The following is a 22,791-nucleotide window of genomic DNA, read 5'->3' on the forward strand; positions in this document are numbered from 1 at the left end:
CGTCGTCCGGCGGAAACGCTAAATGTCGCCTCCGAAACAGTGTTCGTATGCCCGGGGTTCCGACCTTCGTCGTCGGCGCCGGTGCGGCGGGGGTCGACGTCGTGTGTCGGCTGGCCGCCCGCGGCGAGCGACGTGGCGCCACCCATCTCGGCTATCTCGCCGTCGATTCCGATCCCGAGACGCTCGATCGGGCCGCGGACGCGGTGCCGACGCTCCACCTCGCGAGCGATTCGGGCGTCGTCGGCGACGGGCGCGACGCCTATCCGTATCTCGCGACCGACGTGACGATCCCCGACGCGGGCGCGAACCGGCTGCGACACGTCGGCCGATACAAACTGGACAACGCCGTCTCGCCAGATTTCCTGACCCACTACAACGACATCCGGGACCGGGTGACGGCGTTCTACGACGATCGACAGGCGAGTCTGGACGCCCGGCTCGGCCGATACAACCTCGTCGTCGTCAGCTCCCTCGCAGGGGGTACTGGAAGCGGTGTCTTCCCGCTCCTCACGGCGCTGTTGACCCACGTGGCGACCCACTCGCTGGCAGACGCCGACGTGCGTCTGCTCGGTGTCGGTATCGTCCCGCCGTTACACATCGATCCCACGTACAGCGCCCCCCCCGTCGAACCGGTCGCGTATCCGAACACGTACGGCGCGCTCCGGAACCTCGCGACGCTTCTCGACGGGTCGGTTCGCATCCCCACGTACGCCATGTCGGACTCGCTGGTGGAGACGACCGACGACGACAGCGAACGGCCGATTTCCTTCGAACTGGACGACGCCCCGTTCGATAGCTACTGGCTCGTGGGCACGGACCACGCGGACGACAGCCACTCCCCCGAGACGGTCGCCGAGATGGTCGCGGACGCGCTGTACGCGACGACCGCGTACGTCTCCCCGACACACCGCGCCTCGCGTCCGGCACCGATCTCGCCGCTTGGCACGATCGGCTACGCCGCCGTCGCGGTCCCCCATCGGTCGCTACGCCGGTTTTGCGAGCGAAAACGCGACCGCGCTCGTGCGAAATCGCGCCTCGAGGAGATGGTCGCCCCGAAAATCGAGGAGCGACGAAACACGCGTGACGATCTGTCGTCGATACTGAACGATGTGGCCGACGAGTCGGCGTCGGCACGTATCGAGCGGCTCGAACGGGTTCGCGACCGCCTCGACGGACGGACCGATCTCGATGCGGGATTCGTGACCGAAAACGAGCCGCGGGAGATCGGTGAGGTACTCGAAACCATCGCGACCGACGAGGATCTGGAGTCGTGTCTGGCCGCCGCAAGAGCCGTCGAGTGGGCCCTCGCGGACGGTCCCGTTGGAACCGACCTCCGGCAGGACCTCGAACGGACGTGGACGGAGATTCACGACAGCTACGAATTTCCGGTCGTCGCCGACGGTGTCGGCGATGCGGCACCGCTCGCTCGCCGACTCGACGCTCTCCATCGAGGGCTGACCGACCGTCTCGACTACTTCCAGGGGGACTACACGGAGACCGATCCGAGCGTTCGTGACATCTTCCCACCCACCCACGACCTCTTCACCAGCGAGCGTGAACGGCTCGCGCAGTTGATCGACCGTCTCGACGCGGACGTGGATCGGGTTTCGACGGCTATCGACCGCCTCGACACCCTTCGCGCCGCCGAGTCGCTCGTGGACGAGTACGTACAGGCCGCCCGCGAAGAGATTCACTCTCGTCTCGACGACGTGAAAGCGGAGCTCGCGCTCTTCCGGCGCGAGCGTGACGATCTCACGGACCGGATTCGGGAACTCGACCGCGAGGTGGCCGATCTGCGTGACTCGCTCACTCAGCCGTCGGACGACGGCCCGGTCTTTTGGCTCCCGCTCGACTGGGAGGCGCTCGACGGTCTGACGCTCGACGACGTGGATCGGCACCTGACGAGCCTCGACGACTACGCGGACCGTGATCTCCTCGCCGTCGACGATCGGGGCATCGAGCGAATCCTCCAGCGTGGCTACGACTACAGTCGGGCGTGGCCCGACGGCATCGCGCGACACGACGTGTCGGTGTCGTCCGCGGCGTCCCACGACGACGTGGTGGTTCTCTCCCACCGTGCCAACACCGCTCGGACGGCGGCGTTCGTCGAATCGCTGACGGGACCGGACACGCTCTACACTGCCGGCGACGGCTCGTACACGCACACTGACGACCCCTATCGGATCGAATTCGTGTCGCGGTCTCACGGCGGAACGTCCGACTCCCTCGCTGGTTTCCAGCGGTTAGCCGAGATGGCCCAAGACGGAACGCTCGACGCGATGGCGGGGCCGTATCGGGATTTCCGGCGAGCGCTCGCCTATCCCGAGTGGTACGACGAGTCCGTTCGCGAGTCGTTCTAGTGCGTCGGATGCCGTGTCTCGTCGGAGTCGTCGCCCTACTGTAGCGCCTCGGGCGGCCCGCCCGGTAACCGGTCCCGGTCGTGGCCCTCCGTGAAGTCGATGTCGGGGCCGGTCGGCACCAGTCGTTTGGGGTTCAGGTCGGCGTGGCTCACGTAGTAGTGGCGGACGATGTGGTCCATATTCACGGTGCGCTCGATTCCGGGCGTGGTGTAGAGGTCCTTCGTGTACTCCCAGAGGTTGTCGTACTCGTGGATGGCCCGGCGGTTACATTTGAAATGGGTGTGGTAGACGTGATCGAACCGCACCAACGTCGCGAACATAGCGAGGTCGGCCTCGGTGAGTCGGTCGCCCGCGAGGTAGCGCTGGTCCGCGAGCAGGTCGTCGTAGTGATCCAGCGCGTCGAAGAGGTCGTCGACGGCACGGTCGTAGGCCCCCTGTGACTCCGCGAAGCCGGCGCGATAGACGCCGTTGTTGATTGGCTCGTAGATGTCGTCGATCAGCCGATCAACCTCGTCGCGATAGCCCTCCGGGTAGAGGTCCACGTCGCGGGTGGCGAGTTCGTGGCCTGCCACGTCCAGCATTCGCATGATCTCCTCGGATTCGTTGTTGACGATACGCTCCGTCTCGCGGTCCCAGAGGACGGGCACGGTCGGCCGCCCGGTCACGTCGGGGTCGGCGCGGACGTAGAGTTCGCGCAGGTAGTCGGCACCGTACAGGGGGTCGGGATGCGCGTCCGAGAACTCCCAGCCCTCGCCGTAGCGCTCGGGTTGGACGATCGAGAGCGAGATAGCGTCGTCCAGCCCTTTGAGCGCGCGCGTCATGGCGACGCGGTGGGCCCACGGACACGCCCGCGAGATGTAGATGTGGTAGCGGCCGGCCTCGACGGGGAAGTCACCGTCCGGGCCGATCCGGTCGCGGAACGCTTGCTCCTGCCGCTGGAACTCGCCCTCGTCGTCCGTCTCCAGATCGGCATCTGCGACCCACTCGCCCTCGACGAGTCGACTCACTGCCCGCTCACCTCGTGCATACCGTTCGGTGGGCACCGACGGCGAAAAGCCTTCGCCGGTGTGGCGCAAGCTATATCAACTACTCAGTAGTAACACTGAGTGGTATGTCTTCATTCGGTGAATTCAGCCAGGTCGGCGAAGCGGACGTAACGCGCGCAATCGGGCAGGAGTGGACCGAGGAGTTCATGGACTTCTCGGACTCGGACGTACTGATCGTCGGCGGCGGCCCTTCGGGGCTGATGGCGGCGAAGGAACTCTCCGAGCGTGGCGTGAAGACGATGGTCGTCGAGAAGAACAACTACCTCGGCGGCGGCTTCTGGCTCGGCGGCTTCCTGATGAACAAGGTGACGGTCCGGGACCCCGCCCAGGACGTACTGGAGGATCTGGAGGTGGACTACAAGCCCGCTTCTGACACGGAGGGGCTGTACGTCGCCAACGGGCCGGAGGCGTGTTCCGGCCTCATCAAGGCCGCCTGTGACGCGGGCGCGAAGATCCAGAACATGACGGAGTTCACGGACATCGTGATCCGCGAGGACCACCGTGTCGGCGGCATCGTGATGAACTGGACGCCGGTCCACGCGCTGCCCCGCGAGATCACCTGCGTCGACCCCATCGCCGTCGAGGCGGACCTCGTCATCGACGCGACGGGCCACGACGCCGTCGCGGTCACCAAACTCGACGAGCGCGGCGTCCTCGACGCGCCGGGCATCCAGCACGCCAAAGAGCACAACACGGGCATGGACAAGACGGACGACGACTCCTACGGCGCGCCCGGTCACGACTCACCCGGTCACGACTCGATGTGGGTCGGCGAGAGCGAGGACGCCGTCGTCGAACACACGGGCCTCGTCCACGACGGCCTGATCGCGACGGGCATGGCCGTCGCTACCACGTACGGCCTGCCGCGGATGGGGCCGACCTTCGGCGCCATGCTCGTCTCGGGCAAGCGCGCCGCGCAGGTCGCCATCGACGAACTCGGCGTCGACGCCTCGGACGTGGAACTCACGTCGCGGGCGCCGGCGGACGACTGATCGTGATCGTCGTGACGAATCACCGGATCGGCCGCCCCGTTCCGGGCGGTCGATCCGCCACCGACTCACGACTATCACGATGAGCGACATGGTCGAGACGGTCACCCTCTATCGCGCGCCCACGTCGGTCGCGGACGCGGACGCCCTCGCCGCGTGGCTCCGCGACCGGATCGACGCCGAGGTGCGGGTGTGTGACCGGCTGCTGGGGGGTCTGACCGACGACGAGGAACGACGTTCCTCGGGGAGTCGGACCGGGTCCGACTCCCTCGCCGAGGAACTGGCCGCCGCCCGCGTCACCGACCCGTACGACCCCGACACGGGCAACACGATGCTCGGCATCGTCCGCTACGAGGAGCGAGCGCTCGAGAATCCGGAACGCGCTGGCGGCGTCGTCTACGACGGGCAGGCCGTCCAGCGAGCGCTGAATGCGCGCTTGCCCGACACGCAGGGACTCGACCACCTCCACGTCCCCTTGCTCGACCGTGTGATCGGCACTTGGGGCGACCACGACGGCCGCTGGCACAAGCGGGTGGCTGTCCTCGGCCAACCCACACTGGTCTCCGTGCCGGGATTGTACGAGGCGCCGGCCAAGCCCGAGGCGTACTACGAGGCCAAGAGCAAACACGCGCTGCTGACGGGCGACGCACCGCCCCGGGAGGTGCTGGAGGCCGAAATCGAGGGCGACTTCCTCGTCGCCGACGACCCGCGGACGACCGACGCCCTGAAGGGGTACCTCCTCGCCGCCGTCGACTTTCTGGAGACGGGGACGGCCTTCTGTGACGACGAGGGGTGTCGGCTGTACGACGCACACCGACAGTCCGGGGTGGTGCGGGCGCAGTTGCGCGACCCCGAATTTTGCGAGGCGCACGCCGAGCGGTACGGGTAGCTACCGTCGTCCGGCGCTCAGGTAGGCGAACCCCCCGGCACGCGTCTCGTGGGTCGTCGTCGTACACGCGTCCAGCACCGCTCGGTGTGCCGCGGCGACCCGCCGGTCGAGGACGTGCGTCGGCGATTCGCCGTGATGATCACTCGTTCCCGGTGGCGCCGACGCACGGACGGCGAGTCGAAAGAGCGGGTTGAGTGGTCGCCCCGGGAGTCGGTGGCTCCGCGCGAGATCGAGCAGCGCGATCCGATCGGGGTCGAGGCCGTCGAACCACTCCCGAACCGTCGCCGTGGGGTCGGGGAGCATCCCCATCAGGAACGTGGCGACGACGGCGTCGGCGTCGGTCAGGGGGAGTCGGGTGGCGTCGCCGCGACAGACGATCACGTTCTTCCAGCCCGCGCGGTCGACGCGCCCGTGGGCGCGCGAGACTGCGCCGGGGGCGAAGTCGACGCCGACGACCGTCCCGCCCGGGCCGACACGCTCGCGGAGATACGGGAGCGTCGCACCCGTCCCGCATCCCACGTCGACGACGGTGTCGCCCGGCGCGGGGTCGAGCGTGTCGACGAGGTCGGTCCGGAGGCGGCGAATGCCGGGAGCGTGACGCGCGAGGTAGTCGTAGCCGGGCGCCCACCGCGAGTAGAAATCGCGCGCGGCGGCCGCGCGGTCGGGGTCGGGTGTCGTCATCCGACGAGGTCGCGGACGATCCGGGCGACCGTCGACGCGTCCGATCCGAGGACGTAGGTGATCGCTTCGATGCCGAAGCCGCCGGTCTGGTAGAGGACGAAGGGTGGGTCGGGGTCGGCGTCGCGAACGGCGTCGACGATGGTCGGCCGGGTGGCGTCGTGGCCCTCTGCGTCGCGGTCCACGTCGAACTCGACGGTCGGATAGCCCGCGTCGCGCAGACCGTCGACGAGGGCGGGATCGTAGCGGACGTTCACGGCGCCGCGGACGGGGACGCCGGCGGCGCGGGCCGACAGGAGGACGGACGCGACGTGTGCGCTGACGCCGAACTCGGGGTCGGAGGGTACCGTCGCCGTCCCGCGCACGTCGAAGATGCGGCCGGGGATGCCGGCCACGTCCTCCACGTCGGTCGCGTCCGGCAAGCACTCGACGAGGTTGGATCCGACGTTGGGAACGAGATCGGCGAAGCCCGAGGTGTTGCGGAGGATGCGCAGGCCCCGCCGGACCGACGAACGGACCTGTTCGGTCGTGCGTGCGCCGCTCTCGGGGTCGTGTACGTCGAAGGAGGCGTCGTACTCGCGGAGTTCGGGCATGAGTTCGCGGTGGCGCTCGGCGAGCAGGTCGCCGTCCTCCAGTTGGCGGATCAGCACCTCGATCTCGATGAGTGCCTGCACGCGGCTCATATCGCCCGTCGCTAGCCCGTCGCCGATCCGCTCGACGAGCGCCTGGACGCGGTCGTCCTCGCTGATGGCGTCGCTGGTCGCCACCTCGCCGTGGGCGTACTTCGAGACGGCGGACTGGGAGATACCGAGTGCGTCGGCCACCTCGCGCTGGGTGAAATCGCGCTCGCGGAGATCCGCCGCAAGCATCGACCGGACGGTCGGGAGGAACTCCTCGACTACGATCTCCTCGACGAACTTCATGACTCGAACTCGGGGTCGTCCCCGATTCGGGAGGCCTGCGGACCGTGCTGGTCTTGGTACTTCGAGCCGCGCTCGGTCCCGTAGGGGCGGTCGGCGGGCGAGGAGAGTTCGGTGAAGACGAGTTGGGAGACGCGCATCCCGGGCGTGAGCGCGACGGGGGCGGTGCCGAGGTTGGAGAGTTCGAGCGTCACCTGCCCGCGGTAGCCGGGGTCGACGAAGCCGGCGGTGGCGTGGACGACGACGGCGAGGCGGCCGAGCGAGGAGCGACCCTCGACGTTGGCGACGAGGTCGGCGGGCATCTCGACGCGTTCTTTCGTGGTGCCGAGGACGAAGTCGCCGGGGTGGAGGATGAACTCCCCGCCTTCCTCGACGACGGTTTCCTCGATGTACTCGCTGACCTCCCGTTCCCGTGTGGGGTGGATGCAGGAGATGTTGGTACGCTGGAACTCCAGAAATTCGGTGCCGAGCCGGAGATCGACGCTTGCCGGCTGGACTTGTTGATCGACGTCGTCGAGGGGGTCGATCACGAGATCACCCTCACGGAGGCGCGCGAGGATGTCGGTGTCCGACAGGATCATACCTAGGCGGGGGGTGTCGAGGGGTAAAATCCCCCCGGTCGTCGTCGTGACGTGGTGAATCCCCCGTCTCCTGTCGAATCGTCGATTCGTCGTCCGTTGTGACGAGAGGATGAGTAGAACGGCAACGCTTTTTTGAGACGGTCCGAAATCGATACGATATGTCTGATGAGGTCAAGCGGGGGCTGGAGGGTGTCGTAGTCTCCGAGTCCCGGCTGAGCTACATCGACGGCGACGCCGGCGAGTTGGGCTACCGCGGGTACGCCATCGAGGACTTCGCGCGCGAGGCGAGCTTCGAGGAGGTGCTGTCGCTGCTCTGGAACGGTGAGTGGCCGACGCCCGACGAACACGACGAGTTCGCCGCTCGACTGGCTGCCGAGCGTGACCTCGACACCGCCGTCTACGACCTCATCGAGGAACTCGCCGCCCAGGACGAGAACCCGATGGCGATGATGCGGACGGTCACCTCCGCCCTCTCGGCGTACGACGAGGACGTTGACGCCGACCCCGACGACCGCGAGGCGAATCTGGCCAAAGGCTGTCGCATCACGGCGAAACTCCCGACGGCGCTGGCGGCGTTCGACCGCCTGCGTCGGGGTGACGGCCCCGTCGCGCCGCGCGAGGACCTCGGCCACGCCGAGAACTTCCTCTACATGCTGAACGGGGAGTTGCCCGACGACGTGGCGGCCGAGGCGTTCGACACCGCCCTCGTCCTCCACGCCGACCACGGCCTGAACGCCTCGACGTTCTCGGCGATGGTGACCACGTCGACGCTCTCGGATCTCCACAGCGGCGTCACGAGCGCCATCGGCACCCTCGCCGGCGGCCTCCACGGCGGCGCCAACCAGAACGTCATGCGGATGCTGAAAGAGATAGACGAGAGCGAGCGGGGACCGGACGAGTGGATCGAGGAGGCGGTAGCCGAGGGCCGACGCATCCCCGGCTTCGGCCACCGCGTCTACAACGTCCGCGACCCCCGCGCGGCCATCCTCGCCTCCTACTCGGAGCAACTCGGCGAGACGTCCGGCGAGCGCAAGTGGTACGACTACTCCGTCGCCATCGAGGAGCACATGGCCGAGGAGACGAAGTTCGCGCCCAACGTCGACTTCTACTCCGCCTCGATGTACTACCAGATGGGCATCCCGATGGACATCTACACGCCCATCTTCTCACTGTCGCGGGTCGGCGGCTGGATCGCCCACATGCTCGAACAGTACGAGGACAACCGACTCATCCGCCCCCGTGCCCGCTACGTCGGGGAACGTGGCCGCGAATTCGTTCCCCTCGACGAGCGGTAAGATAAACACCACGGCGACCCCACGGGTCCTATGGACGTCTTCGTCTACGGGACGCTCACCGAACCCGAACGCGTGTCGGCGGTGGTCGACTCCTTCGTCTTCGTCGGTGCCGCGGTACTAGAGGGCTGTCACCCCGTCACCGGCCGGTATCCGACGCTCGCGCCCGGCGGCGAGACGGCCGGTCGCCTCCTCCGCACGGACGACATCGAGGCCCTCGACGCCTACGAGGGTGTCGATTCAGGCCTCTACGTCCGTGTCTCGGCCCAGCGCACCGACGGCGGGACGGCGGCCGTCTACGTCGGTGATCCCGACCGGCTCGACACCGACGAGTCGGTCGAGTGGCCCGGTGACGGTCCCTTCCCCGCCCGTGTCCGCCGCTACTTCGACGCCGGACCGGCGGTCGTTCGGCCGGAACACTCTTGATGGCTCGCCGTCACCCCGGTCACCACCTCGACGCTGTCGTCTACTTTCACTTTCACCGCGCCTTCATGACGTTTATATCCCTCCACTACAATCGGATAGACGCACGTCACACGCGTGCATTCCCCCTTCCTCACACTCCGGAGCCGTAGCGCTGCGCCGGACTACATAAACCGTTAACAGCCACCGACGGGTATGGGTGGTATGATCTCGTACGAGGACGTACTCGACGCCCGAGACCGGGTCGCGGGCGTCGCGCGTCACACACCACTGGAGTATTCGTTCGCCTTCTCGGAGATGACCGGGGCGGAGGTCCACCTCAAACTGGAGAACTTTCAGCGCACGGGCGCGTTCAAGATCCGCGGCGCGATCAACCGGATCGAGACGCTCTCCGACGAGGCGAAGGCGGCGGGCGTCGTCACCGCGAGCGCCGGCAACCACGCGCAGGGCGTCGCGCTCGCGGCCACGCGGGCGGGTGTCGATTCGAAGATCGTCATGCCCGAACACGCGCCGGTGTCGAAGGTGAAAGCCACCGAGCGCTACGGGGGCGAGGTCGTCCTCCACGGAGCGGACTACAGCGAGGCGCAGGCGGAAGCCCACCGGATCGAACGCGAGGAGGGGCGCACGTACGTCCACGCCTTCGACGACGAGATGGTGATGGCCGGGCAGGGGACCATCGGCCTCGAAATCGTCGAGGACTGCCCCGAAGTGGACACCGTCATCGTCCCCATCGGCGGCGGCGGCCTGATCTCGGGTATCGCGACGGCGGTGAAGGCTCACGATCCGGACGTGCGCGTGATCGGCGTACAGGCCGAGGGCGCCTCCAGCGCCGCCGAATCGCTGCGGAAAGGCGAGATCTACGAGCGCGAGAGCGTCGACACCATCGCGGACGGTATCGCCACCCGGCGCATCGGTGATCGCACGTTCGAGGTGATCAAAGAGCGCGTCGACGAGGTGGTGACCATCGACGACGAGTCCATCGCCATCGCGCTGACTTACCTGCTCGAACGCGAGAAGGCGCTCGCGGAGGGTGCAGGGGCGATTTCGCTCGCCGCTCTCCTGTCTGGCGCCATCGAGTACGAGGAGGGCGAGGTCATCGTCCCCGCGCTCTGTGGCGGGAACATCGACCTCAACGTGCTGACGACGGTGGTGATGCGCGGGCTGGTGGCAACGGGCCGCTACCTCCGCTTCCGTACCATCCTGAAAGATCAGCCGGGCGCGCTGGTCGAACTCGGCACGATCATCGCGGACCTCCGCGCGAACATCACGGCCTTCCACCACGACCGCACGTCGCGGGACGTGGCGATGAACGACGCGCGGGTCGAACTCGAAGTCGAGACGCGGGGGCCGGAGCACGTCGACGAACTCCTCTCCGCACTCCGGGACGCGGGCTACGAGGTCGAAATCGTCAACGGCTACCAGATGTCGGTCTGATACGGATTATTGCAACTGTTTACCGGTAGTTCGCCGAGACGGTCCGTCGAACTACCGGTACTGACTTACAGTAAACCGTATGAGTCGGACACCACGCTTAATCCTCCACCGACTCACCTTCGACCATGGCCGCCGGCATCGAAGCCGAACTGCTGGATCTGCTCGGCGTGTTCATTCTCGCGGCAGGTGTCGGCGTCGGCGTCGCCAAAGTCGGGAAGTTCCCCTACACCATCGCGCTCCTGCTCGCGGGACTCACCGCCTCGGTGCTCGGCGTCGAATTCGGCATCGCACTCTCACACGACATCATCCTCTTCGTTCTCCTGCCGCCGCTGTTGTTCGAGGGCGCTGCCACGACCGACCTCGAACAGTTCCGGACGAACCTCTCGCCGATCCTCGCGCTCGCCGTCGTCGGGCTGATTCTCTCGGTGCTCGTACTGGGCTACGTCGGCCAGTACGCGTTCGGGTTCCCGCTGCTCGTCTCGCTCCTGTTCGCCGCGATGGTGTTGCCGACGGACCCGGTGTCGGTGCTCGCGCTGTTCGACGAACTGGGCGCGCCGGATCGCCTCGCGACGCTCGTCGAGGGTGAGAGCCTGCTGAACGACGGGGTCGGCGTCGTCGTCTTCTCGGCGCTTCTGGCGCTCGTTCAGGAGGCAGGCGGCGGCGCCGTCGCGTTCACACCCGGCCTGATCGTCGAGGTGAGCGTCGGTATCGTCGTCGCCAGCGCCGGAGGGACGGTCGTGGGCCTCGCCGCCGGCTACCTCGTCTACCGGGTGATGATCAACCTCGACGAGCACATGACCGAAATCGTCCTCACGGCGATTCTCGCGTACGGGAGTTTCCTGGTGGCCGAACACTACCTCGGCGTTTCGGGCGTCATCGCCACCGTCGTCGCGGGGCTGTTCATCGGCAATCGGGGCGCGGAGTACGCGATGACCCCCCGGACCAAGATTTCGGTCTTCAACACGTGGGAGACGGCGGCCTTCATCGTCAACACGTTCATCTTCGTGGCTATCGGGACGACGACGCCGGTCCAGCAACTCCTCGCCCACGGTCGGTTAATCGCGCTCGCCGCCGTCCTCGTCCTCGTGGTCCGTGCGCTGGCGGTCTATCCGATCACGGCGCTCGTGAACTGGCTCCGGCCAATCGACGTATCTCTCGACTACCAGCACGTGATGGTCTGGGGCGGCCTCCACGCCTCCATCCCCATCGCGCTCGTCCTCGGCCTGCCGCGGACGCTGCCGTCCGGCGCGCCCTTCCCCTACCGCGAGGAGTTGCGCGCCATGGTGTTCGGCGTCGCCGCGTTCAGCCTCGTCGTGCAGGGGCTCTCGATGGGGCGGCTACTCGACCGGCTGGGTATCGTCACGCGCGCCCCGGCGACCGAGGTGTACGAACTGCTGGTCGGGCGGTCGAAAGCCGTTTCCGGCGCGCTCGACGCCGCCGAGGAACTCTACGGCTTGGGCCAGCTCTCCCGAACGACCTACGAGGACTTCACCGCGGAGTACGAGCGCGAACGGGGGGACCTCGACGAGGCGATCCAGAAACTCCTGAACGAGTACCCCGAACTCAGGCACGAGGAGTATCTCACGGGCGAGCGTCAGGTGCTTCAGCGGGAGAAAAGCGCCGTCATGGACGCGGTACGATCGGGGGCCATCGCCGACGACGTGGGGGACCGCCTCATCGACGAAGTCGACCTCAAACTCGATCGGGTGCGGTCGGGTGAATCCACCGTCGGCGAGGACGAAGAAGCCTACGAGGAGTTCTGGCGGACCCGCGCGGCGGAGTTCGGCCTCGACGTGGCTGAACTCGACGACGAGGACGCGGACGAGGCGTAGGCCGTGCGTACCGACCGCCAGACGAACGAATCGACCGACGGCGATGGCGACTACGGCAGGAATTCCGCGGACCTGTGCTTTTAAACGCGTCCCCCGCGACCGACTCACCGTGAAACGAACCATCAGCACCGACGACGCTCCCGCCGCGGTCGGCGCGTACAGTCAGGCAACCACGAACGGCTCGCTGCTCTTCACCGCGGGACAGCTCCCGCTGACGACGGACGGCGACCTCCTCGACGACGAGAGCGTCGCCACCCAGACCGAGCAGTCCCTCGACAATGTGATGGCGATTCTCGCCGAGGAGGGTGCGGACGCGAGCGACCTCCTGAAGGTGACCATCTTCCTCGACGACATCGAGGACTTCGACGAGATGAACGAGACGTACGCGACGTATTTCGACGACGAGCCACCGGCCCGGAGCGCCGTCGAGGTAGGTAACGTCCCGAAGGGCGCGGCGCTCGAAATCGAAGCCATCGCCGACGTGGAGTGAACCTGTCGGCGGTCGCTGTTTCGGGATAGTCGTTATCCCAAGACGACTATCGGTATCGACTTACAGCCGGCAGTCCGAACGACCGGCAGGTAAATCCCCGATGAACGCGCGACACAAATCCAGCCTCCTGTGGGGGCTCGTTGGTACGCTCGCTTTCCTCGTGCTCGTACAGGGCTACCACCTGCTCGTCGCGCCACTGGCCGTCCGTGCCACGATTATCGGTGGTCTCGCGCTCCTCGTCGGCGCGGTGGCGGCCGGGGTCACCCACGTCCTCGAACCGCGACTAAACGGAAGGAGTTAAAAGGTCGAGCGGTTAGTCGTAACTGCGAGCCGGGATGGCCGAGTGGTAAGGCGCACGCCTGGAAAGCGTGTTCCCTCAGGGATCCAGGGTTCAAATCCCTGTCCCGGCGCTTCTCTCGCGAACTGATGCCGGATAGCCGTGGCTCCCGGTGCGACGCTAACTCATCGCGTCTCTGGGCATGATCAGGTGACCGCCGCAGGCCGGACAGCGGTCCAGCGACCCCGTCACGCCCGTCGTCGTCCGGAACTCGTCGTAGTCGCAGTCGGTACAGACCCACTCGGCAACGTGTTTCTCGATCGGACTCGGGGCTGGTTCCACGGCAGGGTCGGTGCGGCCCTCTTTGAGGGACATGGTAACGCCTCTCACTCCACCTACTTAACACACACGCCAATTATAGTCGAAAAGGTGCCTCATCGGATGAAATTGGGGCAAATAGTGAAATACATCGCCGATAAGTGATGTATCGAGTGATTGTTCACTCGATTATCTTCTCGTCGACGTTCACACCCCGACCCGTTTCCGTCTGCCGATACTGTTCACGCCGCTGAGAATCGGAGAAAGGTTCATGTGTCGGGCGCGCGTGGGTTTGCGTGACAATGCCTGACACGAAAAGTGGCCGCGAGCGGAACGGCAAGAACAAGCGCCAACAGCTACGCCAGCGGCTGTACGAGCAGGAAATGGAATCCCTCAACGAGGACGCGGACCTGCCGGAGTTCGGCGAGGGTGAGGAGGACCTCGCGACCGACGAAGTGTAGTAGTCCTCGACCGCCCGACTGCAGTCCACCCACCGCGCGGTCGGCGCTCTTATCACGGCCCCGCCCGAATCCGTCGGTCGTGCCACTCCGTGCGAACTACGCGACGATGTACGTCGGCGCGCAACTCGCGCCGGAGACGCGGGAACTCGACCTCGATTGGGCCACCAACGTCGGCGACGAGACCGAACTCCACGAGTTCGACGTGCCGACCGACGACGCCACCGACGGCTACGTCGGGATTCAGGCGTTCGACGTGGGTGAGTACGGCCACGAGATCCTAGTCAACGGTGAACCGATGAGCGGGTTCGACATCCCACCGAACGACGGCTGGCAGTACTGGGTCGACACGTTCGGCGACAGCGTCGGCCTCGTCGAAGGCGCCAACACCCTCCAGATCGTCCGCGACACCGACACCCGCGACGCCTTCGCCGTCGGCACCGTCACCGTCCACTGGAAGGAACCCGACGGCGCCTGATCGATTACTTAAACCCGTCCGACGCCCGATTCGTTTTCGTCGTCTCGGTTCGTGATAACAGTTGACAATCGACTCGACGAGGCGCTCACGTCTGGGGATTCTTCGGAACTGCGCGCGCTCTGTGCCTGCTCCCTCCGGGCCCGACATCACTTACTTTTATATAGAAGGACAAACAATCGTTCGGTGAACTATGAGTCAGCGAATGCAGCAGGGTCAGCCGATGATCATCATGGGCGAGGACGCCCAGCGCGTCAAGGACAAGGACGCACAGGAGTACAACATCTCGGCGGCCCGTGCCGTGGCGGAGTCGGTACGCTCGACGCTCGGCCCCAAGGGGATGGACAAGATGCTCGTCGACTCGATGGGGACCGTCACCATCACCAACGACGGGGTGACCATCCTGCAGGAGATGGACATCGACAACCCGACGGCCGAGATGATCGTCGAGGTTGCCGAGACACAGGAGGACGAGGCCGGCGACGGCACCACCACCGCGGTCGCCATCGCGGGTGAACTCCTGAAAAACGCCGAGGACCTCCTCGAACAGGATATCCACCCGACGGCGATCATCAAAGGCTTCAATATGGCCTCGGAGCAGGCCCGCGCAGAGATCGACGACATCGCCACTCGCGTCGACCCCACCGACGAGGACCTCCTCCGGAAGGTCGCCGAAACGTCGATGACGGGCAAGAGCTCCGAACTCGACAAGGAACTGCTCGCGCAGCTCGTCGTCGACGCGGTGCAGGCCGTCACCATCGAGGCCGACGACGGCTCCCACGTCGTCGACCTCGAATTCGTCGAGATCGAGACCCAGACGGGACAGTCCGCCTCGGAGTCCGAACTCCTCCACGGCGCCGTCGTCGACAAGGACCCCGTCAACGACGACATGCCTGTCGACTTCGACGACGCGGACGTGCTCCTCCTCAACGAGCCCATCGAGGTCGAGGAGACCGACGCGGACACGTCGGTCAGCATCGACAGCCCCGACCAGCTCCAGCAGTTCCTCGACAGCGAGGAACGCCAGCTCCGCGAGAAGGTCGATCAGATCGTCGCGACGGGTGCCGATGTCGTCTTCTGCCAGAAGGGCATCGACGACCTCGCGCAGTACCTCCTCGCCAAGGAGGGCATCCTCGCCGTCCGCCGGACGAAGAAGTCCGACATGGGCTTCCTGCAGGAGATTCTGGGCGCCGAAATCGTCTCGGATCTCGACTCTGCGACCGACGCCCACCTCGGCCACGGCTCGATCAGCCGTGACGCCGACGCGGGCCTGTTCTACGTCGAAGGCGAGAACTCCCACGGCGTGACCATCCTCCTGCGCGGCTCGACCGAACACGTCGTCGACGAACTCGAACGCGGCATTCAGGACGCGCTTGACGTGGTGTCGGCCACCGCGTCCGACGGCCGCGTCCTCGCCGGCGGCGGCGCCATCGAGGTCGAAGTCGCCAGCCGCCTGCGCGACTACGCCGACGACATCAGCGGGCGCGAACAGCTCGCCATCAACGCCTTCGCCGACGCCGTCGAGATCGTGCCGCGCGTCCTCGCCAGCAACGCCGGTCTCGACAGCATCGACACGCTGGTCGCGCTCCGTGCGGCCCACGAGGACGGCGACATCCACGCCGGCCTGAACGTCTTCTCGGGCGACGTGGTCGACACCTACGAGGCGGGCGTCGTCGAACCCGCCCACTCCAAGGAGCAGGCACTCTCCTCGGCCACCGAGGCCGCGAACCTGGTCCTGAAAATCGACGACATCATCGCCGCGGGCGACCTCTCGACCTCCGGTGACGGGGACGAGGGCGGCCCCGGCGGCGCTGGCGGCATGGGCGGCATGGGCGGCATGGGCGGCATGGGCGGCGCGATGTAAGTTCGGCCACACACGCTCTCTCTCTCCCGAATCGACACAAAGCCCTTATTTTTGCCGGCGGTACGACGTGCCATGCCCTCCAGCAGACGCGCCCTCCTGACCAGCGTCGGCGCCGCCCTGACCGGACTGGCCGGGTGTCTCGACGGGTCCGACGATGGGCCGACGGATTCGACGGCGACGACGACACCGACACCAACGTCGACGGCAACGCCGGACTCGACGCCAACAGACACGCCCGCCGGCGAACGTCTCACGCTCGGCGAGTCCCTGTCGCTCGACGGGGTGACGCTCACCGTCTCCGACCTCGTGACTGCTCACTCGGCCCGCTACCTGACCGCACCCGACGCCATGGGAGTGGCCACCACGAGAAGCAACCAGTTCGTCTTCGTCGATGTGTCGGCCCGCGGCGAGGGTCTGCCACCCGCGCCACACCGGTTCGCGCTCGTCGCCGACGGCGACTACTACGGCTCCGGCATCGCGTTCATTGGCCCCGCCCGCGTCGACGCGCCCGTGACCGGCCGCCGGTACACCGACTCGAACCCGGATGGCCACGTCGGCTTCCGCGTCCCCTCTCCTCTCGACGCCGAGTCGGTGGCGGTGATCCTCGGTGGGGGCCCGGAGGTGACCGATATGCAGCCGGACGACGGCACCGTTCGCGCCCGGTGGCAGATCCCCGAATCGGCGCTCGCCCCCCTCCGTTCCCCACCCCCCACGTTCGAGACGACGATCACCGTCCCCGACAGCGTCGCCGCCGACGAGACGATCACCGTCCGCCTCGACGTGACGAACACGGGCGACGGCGACGGCACCTTCTACGGCGCGCTCAACCACCAGGGGCCGCTCTACGCCGCCGATCCGTTCACGTTCTCGCTCCCGGCCGGCGAGTCGACGACACACGAAATCCCGGTCGGTTACTACCGCGGCAGCGACTTGCCGCCCGAACGCGTGCAGTTCAGTGTCGTCGGGTACGCCCTCTCGGAGTCCTTCGACGTGCGGATCGAGGGTGGTGGGACGCCCGACGGGACGACGACGGACGTTCCCGGATAAGCCTGTTGCATAACTGATACCTTCGTCGAGGGGCTAGTCGCTCGTATGGAGACCCTGCTCCTCGACGCCGACGTGGTGGCGTCGCACACCCCGATGACGGCCGTCGTCGACGCCGTCGAGACGGCGTTCGCGGCCCACGCCCGCGGCGACGCGGTGATGCCGCCGAAGTCGTACGTCGATCTCCCGCAGTACGACGGCGACTTCCGGTCGATGCCGGCGTATCTGCAGGCAGCGGACTGGGACGCGGCGGGCGTGAAGTGGGTGAACTCCCACCCGAACAATCGGGCACGCTACGCCCTCCCGACGGTCATGGGGACGATGATCTACTCCGACCCCGAGACGGCGTTTCCGCTGGCCATCATGGACGGGACGACGCTGACGACCCGGCGGACGGGCGCGGCGGCGGCCGTCGCCACCGACCACCTCGCCGTTCGGGATGCCAGCACGCTCGGCTTGGTCGGCGCGGGCGTCCAGTCGCACGCCCAACTCGACGCCATCCTGACGGTCCGGCCCATCGAGACGGTGGTCGTGGCCGATGCCGACGCCGACCGTGCCCGGGAGTTCGTCGAGGCGGTCAGTGACCGGGTGACGGCGCGTGTCGGCTCCATTCCCGAGGCGGCCGCCTGCGACATCCTCTCCACCGTCACGCCCGTCGAGGAGCCGATCGTCGACGCCGACGTGGTCGGCGAGCACACGCACGTCAACGCCATCGGCGCCGACGCTGCGGGCAAACACGAACTCGCCGACGACCTGCTGGCCGCCGCGAAAATCGTCGTCGACGACCGGGAACAGTGCACTCACTCCGGCGAGATCAACGTCCCCTACCGCGAGGGACGGCTCACCGACGACGACATTCACGCCACGCTGGGCGAGGTGGTCGTCGGCGAGGCGACGGGGCGAACCGACGCGGACGGCGTGACCGTCTTCGACAGCACCGGCCTCGCGATTCAGGACGTGGCGGCCGCCCACGTCGCCTACGAACGCGCCGCCGCGGCCGGGGCGGGCGTGTCGTTCGACCTCCTCGGGCTCTAGTCCGCCGCGACCAGGTGCTCTCGCATCCAGTCGGCCGCCCGCGGCCGGTAGCGGGTGACGCGGTTCTTGCAGACGTGGTCGCCGTCGGGGTAGTACAGCAGTTCCCCGTTCGGCGCCCGTTCGGCGATGCGCCGGGTCTGCTCCGGCGGGACGACGGTGTCGTTGCCGCCGGCGATCATCAGCGCCGGCGCGGTCAGGTTCTCGATGTCACCCCGCAGCGTCATCTGCTCCGTAATCTCGTCGGCCTCGACGAACGAGTCCGTGTGGCAGGCGTGGAGGAAGCCGTCGCGCATCGACACCGAACTGTACAGCGAGGCGGGGCCGACGCTGAACGGGCCGGCGAGGCCGACGCAGGCGTCGAACCGGTCGTCGTTCGCGGCGACGTGCGGGGCGTAGAACCCGCCGATAGAGACGCCGTAGATGCCCAGACGCGTGGCATCGACCCCGTCCGTGCCCTGCATGTGGTCGACGACGGCCGAGATGGCCTCGTGGTAATCCGGCGTCATCGGCCGATCGTACCACATCTCGCCCTGCCCGGGGCCGTCGACGGCGAGGGTGGCGATGCCGCGAGCGTGGAAGTCCGACGCCCGCGTGTGCTGTTCTTCCTTCGTCGAATCCAGCCCGGACAGCACGAGGACCAGCGGTGACTCGTCGAGGCCGTCCGGGGTCGCGTCGGGCACGCGCAGGTAGCCGGGGATGTCGCTCCCGCCGGGGAACGGCACTTCGATGCGCTCCGCCGGTGGGTCGAGATGCGGTGCGGCCTTCCCCCACAGTTCGACGGCCCGGCGGTGGGCCTGCTCCCGTCGGCTCTCGTCGGCGAACCACGCGAACGAGCCGAAGTGGCAGTACATGGATGCGCGCAGGAAGTGTTCGCCGGCGCTCGTCGAGTTACCCGCTGCCTCGGCCTCGTGACCGAGTTCGGCGTGGTCCTCCCCTACCGCGGCGAAGGCGTCACACCACTCGTCCCACGTCTCGATCTCTGCCCGCAGGTTCTGCAGATCGTATCGGTCCAGCCCCTTCGCGAGGAAGCGCGTCCACCAGCGGTCGAATCGATCTTCGACGAACTCGCGGCCGCGGTCGTCGTCGGTCATCGGTTCCTCCGGTCGCAGTCTCTTGGTCGAATTCGCGACGCTACCGCCGTCCTCGTCTCCTGTCGGGCGTACACGTTGATCGCACAGTTGGAGACGATTCTGTTAAACGTTTCTCCGGAACGATTATACGATACCCGCGGCGGTTCAGTCTTCCGTCGGTGCGACGGCGTCGAGCACTTTCGTCACTAGCCAGATCAGGAGCAGAAACGGCATCAGCGGGAGCAGGAGGATCATCATGCCCAGAAAGATGCTCCAGCCGATAGCGTCCATCTCGGCGTCGGCGTGCGCCCGAAACGGCTTGCCGAGGGTGCGATAGACCGTCTTCGCAGGATCGAGTGCCGGTTCGTCGGCCGATTCGGCGTCGCTCATGCGCCGTACGTACGGCCCCGACTGCAATAACTGTTGGCTGGACAACTATTCGATGTGGATCGCCGGCCGGAAGGGGACGGCGTTGCCGGCGCGGTCGCCGGGATCCGGCGGGTCGGCGTCCTCGGCGTACACCTCGACCGTGGCGTCGAACTCGCGTTCGAGGAAGGGGACGGCCGCCTCGTAGACGGCGAGTTCGTCCAACTCCTCCAGCGTGTCGACCGTCTCGTCGTCGAGGTCGCGCACGAGTTCGACGAGGTCGCCCACGAGGTCGTTGACCGCCTCGCCGCGTTCGCGCAGGTCGGGATCGCTCATCGCCTCGCTCATCGCCGCGCCGACATCCGGCCCGGCCTCGACGACGGCGTCGAACACCTGCCGTTTCCAGTCGGCGGCGACGTACACCCGGATCGTCTCGGGATCGGTCCCCGTCACGTCGACGATGTCGTTCACGTCCTCGGTGAGGCGTTCGATCTGTCGCTCCTGCACCTCGACGGCGGGTCGTTCGAGGGCGGGGTCGGCCTCGGGCCACGGGGCGTCCTCCGCTGGTGTCCCCGTCAACGTCTCGTGGAGTTCGTTCGTCATGAAGGGGACGAAGGGCGCGAGCAGTCGCAGGCGCGTCTCCAGCGCGTGCCGGAGGGTCCACTGTGCGCCCGGTCGACTCCGGTCGGTCCGGCGGCGGTACCACCGGAGCGCCTCCTCGAAGCCGTAGAAGGCGGTCTGGCTCGCCCCGCGCGTCTCCGAGTTCTCCATCGCCTCGGTCACCTCACGAATCGACCCCTGCAGTTTCGAGAGGAGCCACCGGTCGACGTGTTCGAGGTCCTGCGACTCGGGGTCGTCGTCGAACGTCGATCCCGGTTCGTCGGGGAGCAACTCCTGTGCCCGGTTCCAGAACCGCTCTAGCTGGTTGCGGACGCTCTCGACCTGTCCCGCCCGCCAGTCGTAGTCCTGCCACGGCTCCGCGGAGTTGAGCAGGAAGAAGCGCACGGTGTCGGCGCCGTAGCGCTCGATGGCCTCGCCCGGCAGGACGACGTGGCCCTTCGAGGACGACATCTTCTCGCCTTCCAGCAGCCCCATGCCCATGATGACGATGCCCGCTGGCCACTGGGGCTGGTCGAACAGTTCCGCGTGGTGGAACAGGTAGAAGGTGAGGTGGTTGGAGATGAGGTCGTTCGCGGAGAAGCGGTAGTCGACGGGGTACCAGTAGAGCCACTCCTCGCGCAGGTCGAGGGCGCGCGGATCGGGGTCGTCGACCGCGCCGGGGCCGTAGAAGAGGGCGTCGAAGAAGTCGCGGTCGAGATCCTCGACCGGAATCTCGCGCAGGCGGGGCGCGATGGTGTAGTACGCCATGTAGATGGTCGAGTCCGAGAGGGGTTCGATGACGAAGTCGTCGTCCCACGGCAGGCGCGTCCCCAGCCCGTAGTTGCGGATACAGGGCCACTCGTTCAGCCAGTCGATGGTGTGGTCGTACTCGTCGCGGGTGTTCTCGGGGATACACTCCATGTTCTCGACGACCCGCTTCGTCGCTTCCTTCCAGTCCTCGTCGTTGTACCGGAGGAACCACGTGTCCTGTTCGGCCACCTCGACGTCGCCACCACACCGGCAGACGACCTCCTCGGAGAACTCGTACATCGTCCCGAAGTGCCCGGCGTCGACGCCCTGATCGCGGTAGGCCTCGCGGATGTCCTCGATGACTTCGCCCGCGAACTCGCCGTACGCGTCGTGGAGGCGGCCTGCGTGGAACTCACGGTTGTAGAGTTCCTTCGTCACTTCCTCCAGTTCGGGATCGTTCGAGGACGTGACGCCCGCCCGCTCGACGGCGTCTTTCGCCGGCACCTCGCCGTAGTCCTCGATGTCGAGGATCGGCACGGGTTCGATCCGGTCGACGACCGCGGGGTCGACGCCGTAGCGCTCCATCCGCTCGTCGTCGGCTTTCGCCTCCTGCAAGGCGAGGTAGTCGTCCGGCGAGTGAGCCGGCACCGACATGACGACGCCGGTGGCGTTGTCGGGGTCGACGAACGTCGCGGGCAGGATGGGCACCTCGTCGCCGGTGACGGGGTTGGTGACCGACTCGCCGACGAGATCAGCTCCTACGAACGTCTCCTCGACAGTCACGTCGTGGGCTTGCAGGCGGAGCTTCTCGGTCGCCTGCTCCGAGACGATCCACGTCTCGCCGTCGACGGTGGCGCGGGCGTACGTGCCCTCGGGATCGACGTAGGCGTTGGTGACGCCGCGCACCGTCTCGGGGCGGAGCGTCGCCATCGGAACCACCGCGTCGTCGAGGCCGAATCGGATCAGGGTGTACTCCTGATACTCGGCCTCCTCGCCCTCCAGCAGATCGTGGGTCGTGACCGGCTGTTCTTCGTTCGTACAGTATTTGACAGGGTGGAGACCCTTCTCTAGCCGGTCCCGCTCCCGCAGCGTCTCGTACTGCCACGTGATGAACTTCGAGTAGCGGTCGTCGTTGGTAGTGAACTCGCGGCGCCAGTCGATCGAGAGGCCCAGCGACTTCATCCCCCGCTTGTAGTGTTCCTCGATGAAGTAGCGGGCGTACCCCATCGGCGTCTCCAGATCCTGAAGGGTCTCCTCTGGCACCTCGTAGGTGTCCCGAAGGACCGAGAGCTGTTCTTCCTCGCCTTTCTTCAGGCGCTCGACGGCGCCGATGATCGGCGTGCCGGTGACGTGCCAGGCGATGGGAAAGAGGACGTTGTCCCCCCGCTGTCGGCGGTAGCGGGCGTACACGTCCGGTACCGTGTACGTCCGGGCGTGGCCGATGTGCATCCCGCCGCTCGGGTAGGGGTACGGGACGGTGATGAACGTCACGTCCTCGTCGTCGGACGCTGAGGTGCCGGGATCGGCCTCGTACTGGCCCGTCTCGGCCCAGCGCTCCCGCCAGCGCTCCTCGATGTCCTGCGGGTCGTAGTCCATATCC

General features: G+C 67.0%; 22 protein-coding genes and 1 tRNA gene. 15 read left to right on the forward strand and 8 right to left on the reverse strand.

Annotated features, from left to right (window positions below):
• The first annotated feature begins 47 nt into the window (after nucleotides 1-47).
• On the forward strand, nucleotides 48-2,360 hold the full coding sequence (locus tag DU502_RS04325) for a tubulin-like doman-containing protein (RefSeq protein WP_121919610.1): 2,313 nt from the start codon (nucleotides 48-50) through the stop codon (nucleotides 2,358-2,360).
• Nucleotides 2,361-2,395: 35 nt separating this feature from the next.
• Here DU502_RS04325 and DU502_RS04330 read toward each other — a convergent pair whose 3' ends face one another.
• Nucleotides 2,396-3,367 carry a glutathione S-transferase family protein gene (locus DU502_RS04330; RefSeq protein WP_121919609.1) on the reverse strand — a complete coding sequence of 324 codons (972 nt, stop codon included), beginning with the start codon at nucleotides 3,365-3,367 and terminating at the stop codon, nucleotides 2,396-2,398.
• Nucleotides 3,368-3,471: 104 nt separating this feature from the next.
• Between DU502_RS04330 and DU502_RS04335 the strand changes: the two genes are divergently transcribed.
• Both DU502_RS04335 and DU502_RS04340 read left to right on the forward strand, forming a co-directional pair.
• A complete protein-coding gene (locus tag DU502_RS04335) occupies nucleotides 3,472-4,398 on the forward strand; it encodes a sulfide-dependent adenosine diphosphate thiazole synthase (RefSeq protein WP_121919608.1) in 927 nt (308 codons plus the stop codon).
• Between the two features lie 88 nt (nucleotides 4,399-4,486).
• Complete coding sequence (locus tag DU502_RS04340) at nucleotides 4,487-5,284, forward strand: DUF7001 family protein (RefSeq protein ID WP_121920112.1); 798 nt, start codon at nucleotides 4,487-4,489, stop codon at nucleotides 5,282-5,284.
• Here the strand turns inward: DU502_RS04340 and DU502_RS04345 are convergent, their stop codons facing one another.
• From DU502_RS04345 to dcd, 3 genes are read right to left on the reverse strand one after another with little or no spacing between them, the layout of a single operon-like run.
• Complete coding sequence (locus DU502_RS04345) at nucleotides 5,285-5,965, reverse strand: class I SAM-dependent methyltransferase (protein WP_121919607.1); 681 nt, start codon at nucleotides 5,963-5,965, stop codon at nucleotides 5,285-5,287. It lies immediately after the preceding gene.
• Nucleotides 5,962-6,885, reverse strand: a complete 924-nt coding sequence (locus tag DU502_RS04350; protein ID WP_121919606.1) for a thiamine-phosphate synthase family protein — start codon at nucleotides 6,883-6,885, stop codon at nucleotides 5,962-5,964. The genes DU502_RS04345 and DU502_RS04350 overlap by 4 nt, the downstream gene beginning before the upstream one ends.
• The gene (gene dcd, locus DU502_RS04355) at nucleotides 6,882-7,463 is read right to left on the reverse strand and encodes a dCTP deaminase (protein ID WP_121919605.1); all 582 of its coding nucleotides are present in this window, start codon (nucleotides 7,461-7,463) and stop codon (nucleotides 6,882-6,884) included. The genes DU502_RS04350 and dcd overlap by 4 nt, the downstream gene beginning before the upstream one ends.
• A 158-nt stretch (nucleotides 7,464-7,621) precedes the next feature.
• On the opposite strand from dcd, the gene citZ reads away from it, so the two are divergent.
• The 7 genes from citZ to DU502_RS04390 all read left to right on the forward strand — a co-directional run bounded on the left by citZ (nucleotide 7,622) and on the right by DU502_RS04390 (nucleotide 13,344).
• Complete coding sequence (gene citZ / locus DU502_RS04360) at nucleotides 7,622-8,758, forward strand: citrate synthase (protein WP_121919604.1); 1,137 nt, start codon at nucleotides 7,622-7,624, stop codon at nucleotides 8,756-8,758.
• A gap of 30 nt (nucleotides 8,759-8,788) precedes the next feature.
• Nucleotides 8,789-9,181: a gamma-glutamylcyclotransferase family protein gene (locus DU502_RS04365; RefSeq protein WP_121919603.1), complete on the forward strand. Its 393-nt coding sequence runs from the start codon at nucleotides 8,789-8,791 to the stop codon at nucleotides 9,179-9,181.
• Between the two features lie 201 nt (nucleotides 9,182-9,382).
• Complete coding sequence (gene ilvA, locus DU502_RS04370) at nucleotides 9,383-10,612, forward strand: threonine ammonia-lyase (protein ID WP_121919602.1); 1,230 nt, start codon at nucleotides 9,383-9,385, stop codon at nucleotides 10,610-10,612.
• A gap of 125 nt (nucleotides 10,613-10,737) precedes the next feature.
• Complete coding sequence (locus DU502_RS04375; RefSeq protein WP_121919601.1) at nucleotides 10,738-12,444, forward strand: Na+/H+ antiporter; 1,707 nt, start codon at nucleotides 10,738-10,740, stop codon at nucleotides 12,442-12,444.
• Between the two features lie 109 nt (nucleotides 12,445-12,553).
• Nucleotides 12,554-12,934 carry a Rid family detoxifying hydrolase gene (locus tag DU502_RS04380; protein ID WP_121919600.1) on the forward strand — a complete coding sequence of 127 codons (381 nt, stop codon included), beginning with the start codon at nucleotides 12,554-12,556 and terminating at the stop codon, nucleotides 12,932-12,934.
• Between the two features lie 100 nt (nucleotides 12,935-13,034).
• Nucleotides 13,035-13,235, forward strand: coding sequence for a hypothetical protein (locus DU502_RS04385; RefSeq protein ID WP_121919599.1), 201 nt, complete (start codon nucleotides 13,035-13,037; stop codon nucleotides 13,233-13,235).
• Between the two features lie 28 nt (nucleotides 13,236-13,263).
• A tRNA-Ser gene (locus DU502_RS04390) sits at nucleotides 13,264-13,344 on the forward strand.
• A gap of 47 nt (nucleotides 13,345-13,391) precedes the next feature.
• Here DU502_RS04390 and DU502_RS04395 read toward each other — a convergent pair.
• Complete coding sequence (locus DU502_RS04395) at nucleotides 13,392-13,586, reverse strand: hypothetical protein (protein ID WP_121919598.1); 195 nt, start codon at nucleotides 13,584-13,586, stop codon at nucleotides 13,392-13,394.
• A gap of 245 nt (nucleotides 13,587-13,831) precedes the next feature.
• Between DU502_RS04395 and DU502_RS18135 the strand changes: the two genes are divergently transcribed.
• From DU502_RS18135 to DU502_RS04415, 5 genes are all read left to right on the forward strand, one after another.
• Complete coding sequence (locus tag DU502_RS18135; RefSeq protein WP_166033626.1) at nucleotides 13,832-13,990, forward strand: hypothetical protein; 159 nt, start codon at nucleotides 13,832-13,834, stop codon at nucleotides 13,988-13,990.
• Between the two features lie 79 nt (nucleotides 13,991-14,069).
• Entirely contained in the window at nucleotides 14,070-14,465 is a 396-nt protein-coding gene (locus tag DU502_RS04400) for a DUF7383 domain-containing protein (RefSeq protein ID WP_121919597.1), read from the forward strand.
• A 220-nt stretch (nucleotides 14,466-14,685) separates the two neighbouring features.
• Entirely contained in the window at nucleotides 14,686-16,326 is a 1,641-nt protein-coding gene (gene thsB / locus DU502_RS04405; RefSeq protein ID WP_199722691.1) for a thermosome subunit beta, read from the forward strand.
• Nucleotides 16,327-16,398: 72 nt separating this feature from the next.
• The gene (locus tag DU502_RS04410; protein ID WP_121919595.1) at nucleotides 16,399-17,373 is read left to right on the forward strand and encodes a hypothetical protein; all 975 of its coding nucleotides are present in this window, start codon (nucleotides 16,399-16,401) and stop codon (nucleotides 17,371-17,373) included.
• 45 nt (nucleotides 17,374-17,418) lie between these two features.
• Nucleotides 17,419-18,405, forward strand: coding sequence for an ornithine cyclodeaminase family protein (locus DU502_RS04415; RefSeq protein ID WP_121919594.1), 987 nt, complete (start codon nucleotides 17,419-17,421; stop codon nucleotides 18,403-18,405).
• On the opposite strand, the gene DU502_RS04420 is transcribed toward DU502_RS04415, so the two are convergent.
• The 3 genes from DU502_RS04420 to leuS form a co-directional block, all read right to left on the reverse strand.
• A complete protein-coding gene (locus DU502_RS04420) occupies nucleotides 18,402-19,496 on the reverse strand; it encodes an alpha/beta hydrolase family protein (protein WP_121919593.1) in 1,095 nt (364 codons plus the stop codon). The two genes, DU502_RS04415 and DU502_RS04420, sit on opposite strands and share 4 nt — an antisense overlap.
• A gap of 144 nt (nucleotides 19,497-19,640) precedes the next feature.
• On the reverse strand, nucleotides 19,641-19,865 hold the full coding sequence (locus DU502_RS04425) for a DUF7535 family protein (protein ID WP_121919592.1): 225 nt from the start codon (nucleotides 19,863-19,865) through the stop codon (nucleotides 19,641-19,643).
• A gap of 45 nt (nucleotides 19,866-19,910) precedes the next feature.
• Nucleotides 19,911-22,787, reverse strand: a complete 2,877-nt coding sequence (leuS, locus tag DU502_RS04430) for a leucine--tRNA ligase (RefSeq protein WP_121919591.1) — start codon at nucleotides 22,785-22,787, stop codon at nucleotides 19,911-19,913.
• Nucleotides 22,788-22,791 lie beyond the last annotated feature (4 nt).

Source organism: Haloplanus aerogenes, from assembly GCF_003856835.1.
Taxonomy (GTDB): domain Archaea; phylum Halobacteriota; class Halobacteria; order Halobacteriales; family Haloferacaceae; genus Haloplanus; species Haloplanus aerogenes.

What these genes read in the sequence shown, in the direction of transcription:
- DU502_RS04345 (WP_121919607.1), bottom strand. Translation starts at nt 5,965, where the DNA reads ATGACGACACCCGACCCCGACCGCGCGGCCGCCGCGCGCGATTTCTAC.
- DU502_RS04425 (WP_121919592.1), bottom strand. Translation starts at nt 19,865, where the DNA reads ATGAGCGACGCCGAATCGGCCGACGAACCGGCACTCGATCCTGCGAAG.
- DU502_RS04340 (WP_121920112.1), top strand. Translation starts at nt 4,487, where the DNA reads ATGGTCGAGACGGTCACCCTCTATCGCGCGCCCACGTCGGTCGCGGAC.
- DU502_RS04415 (WP_121919594.1), top strand. Translation starts at nt 17,419, where the DNA reads ATGGAGACCCTGCTCCTCGACGCCGACGTGGTGGCGTCGCACACCCCG.
- citZ (WP_121919604.1), top strand. Translation starts at nt 7,622, where the DNA reads ATGTCTGATGAGGTCAAGCGGGGGCTGGAGGGTGTCGTAGTCTCCGAG.
- leuS (WP_121919591.1), bottom strand. Translation starts at nt 22,787, where the DNA reads ATGGACTACGACCCGCAGGACATCGAGGAGCGCTGGCGGGAGCGCTGG.
- DU502_RS04420 (WP_121919593.1), bottom strand. Translation starts at nt 19,496, where the DNA reads ATGACCGACGACGACCGCGGCCGCGAGTTCGTCGAAGATCGATTCGAC.
- DU502_RS04350 (WP_121919606.1), bottom strand. Translation starts at nt 6,885, where the DNA reads ATGAAGTTCGTCGAGGAGATCGTAGTCGAGGAGTTCCTCCCGACCGTC.
- DU502_RS04375 (WP_121919601.1), top strand. Translation starts at nt 10,738, where the DNA reads ATGGCCGCCGGCATCGAAGCCGAACTGCTGGATCTGCTCGGCGTGTTC.
- dcd (WP_121919605.1), bottom strand. Translation starts at nt 7,463, where the DNA reads ATGATCCTGTCGGACACCGACATCCTCGCGCGCCTCCGTGAGGGTGAT.
- DU502_RS04395 (WP_121919598.1), bottom strand. Translation starts at nt 13,586, where the DNA reads ATGTCCCTCAAAGAGGGCCGCACCGACCCTGCCGTGGAACCAGCCCCG.
- DU502_RS18135 (WP_166033626.1), top strand. Translation starts at nt 13,832, where the DNA reads ATGCCTGACACGAAAAGTGGCCGCGAGCGGAACGGCAAGAACAAGCGC.
- DU502_RS04325 (WP_121919610.1), top strand. Translation starts at nt 48, where the DNA reads ATGCCCGGGGTTCCGACCTTCGTCGTCGGCGCCGGTGCGGCGGGGGTC.
- thsB (WP_199722691.1), top strand. Translation starts at nt 14,686, where the DNA reads ATGATCATCATGGGCGAGGACGCCCAGCGCGTCAAGGACAAGGACGCA.
- DU502_RS04385 (WP_121919599.1), top strand. Translation starts at nt 13,035, where the DNA reads ATGAACGCGCGACACAAATCCAGCCTCCTGTGGGGGCTCGTTGGTACG.
- DU502_RS04335 (WP_121919608.1), top strand. Translation starts at nt 3,472, where the DNA reads ATGTCTTCATTCGGTGAATTCAGCCAGGTCGGCGAAGCGGACGTAACG.
- DU502_RS04410 (WP_121919595.1), top strand. Translation starts at nt 16,399, where the DNA reads ATGCCCTCCAGCAGACGCGCCCTCCTGACCAGCGTCGGCGCCGCCCTG.
- ilvA (WP_121919602.1), top strand. Translation starts at nt 9,383, where the DNA reads ATGATCTCGTACGAGGACGTACTCGACGCCCGAGACCGGGTCGCGGGC.
- DU502_RS04365 (WP_121919603.1), top strand. Translation starts at nt 8,789, where the DNA reads ATGGACGTCTTCGTCTACGGGACGCTCACCGAACCCGAACGCGTGTCG.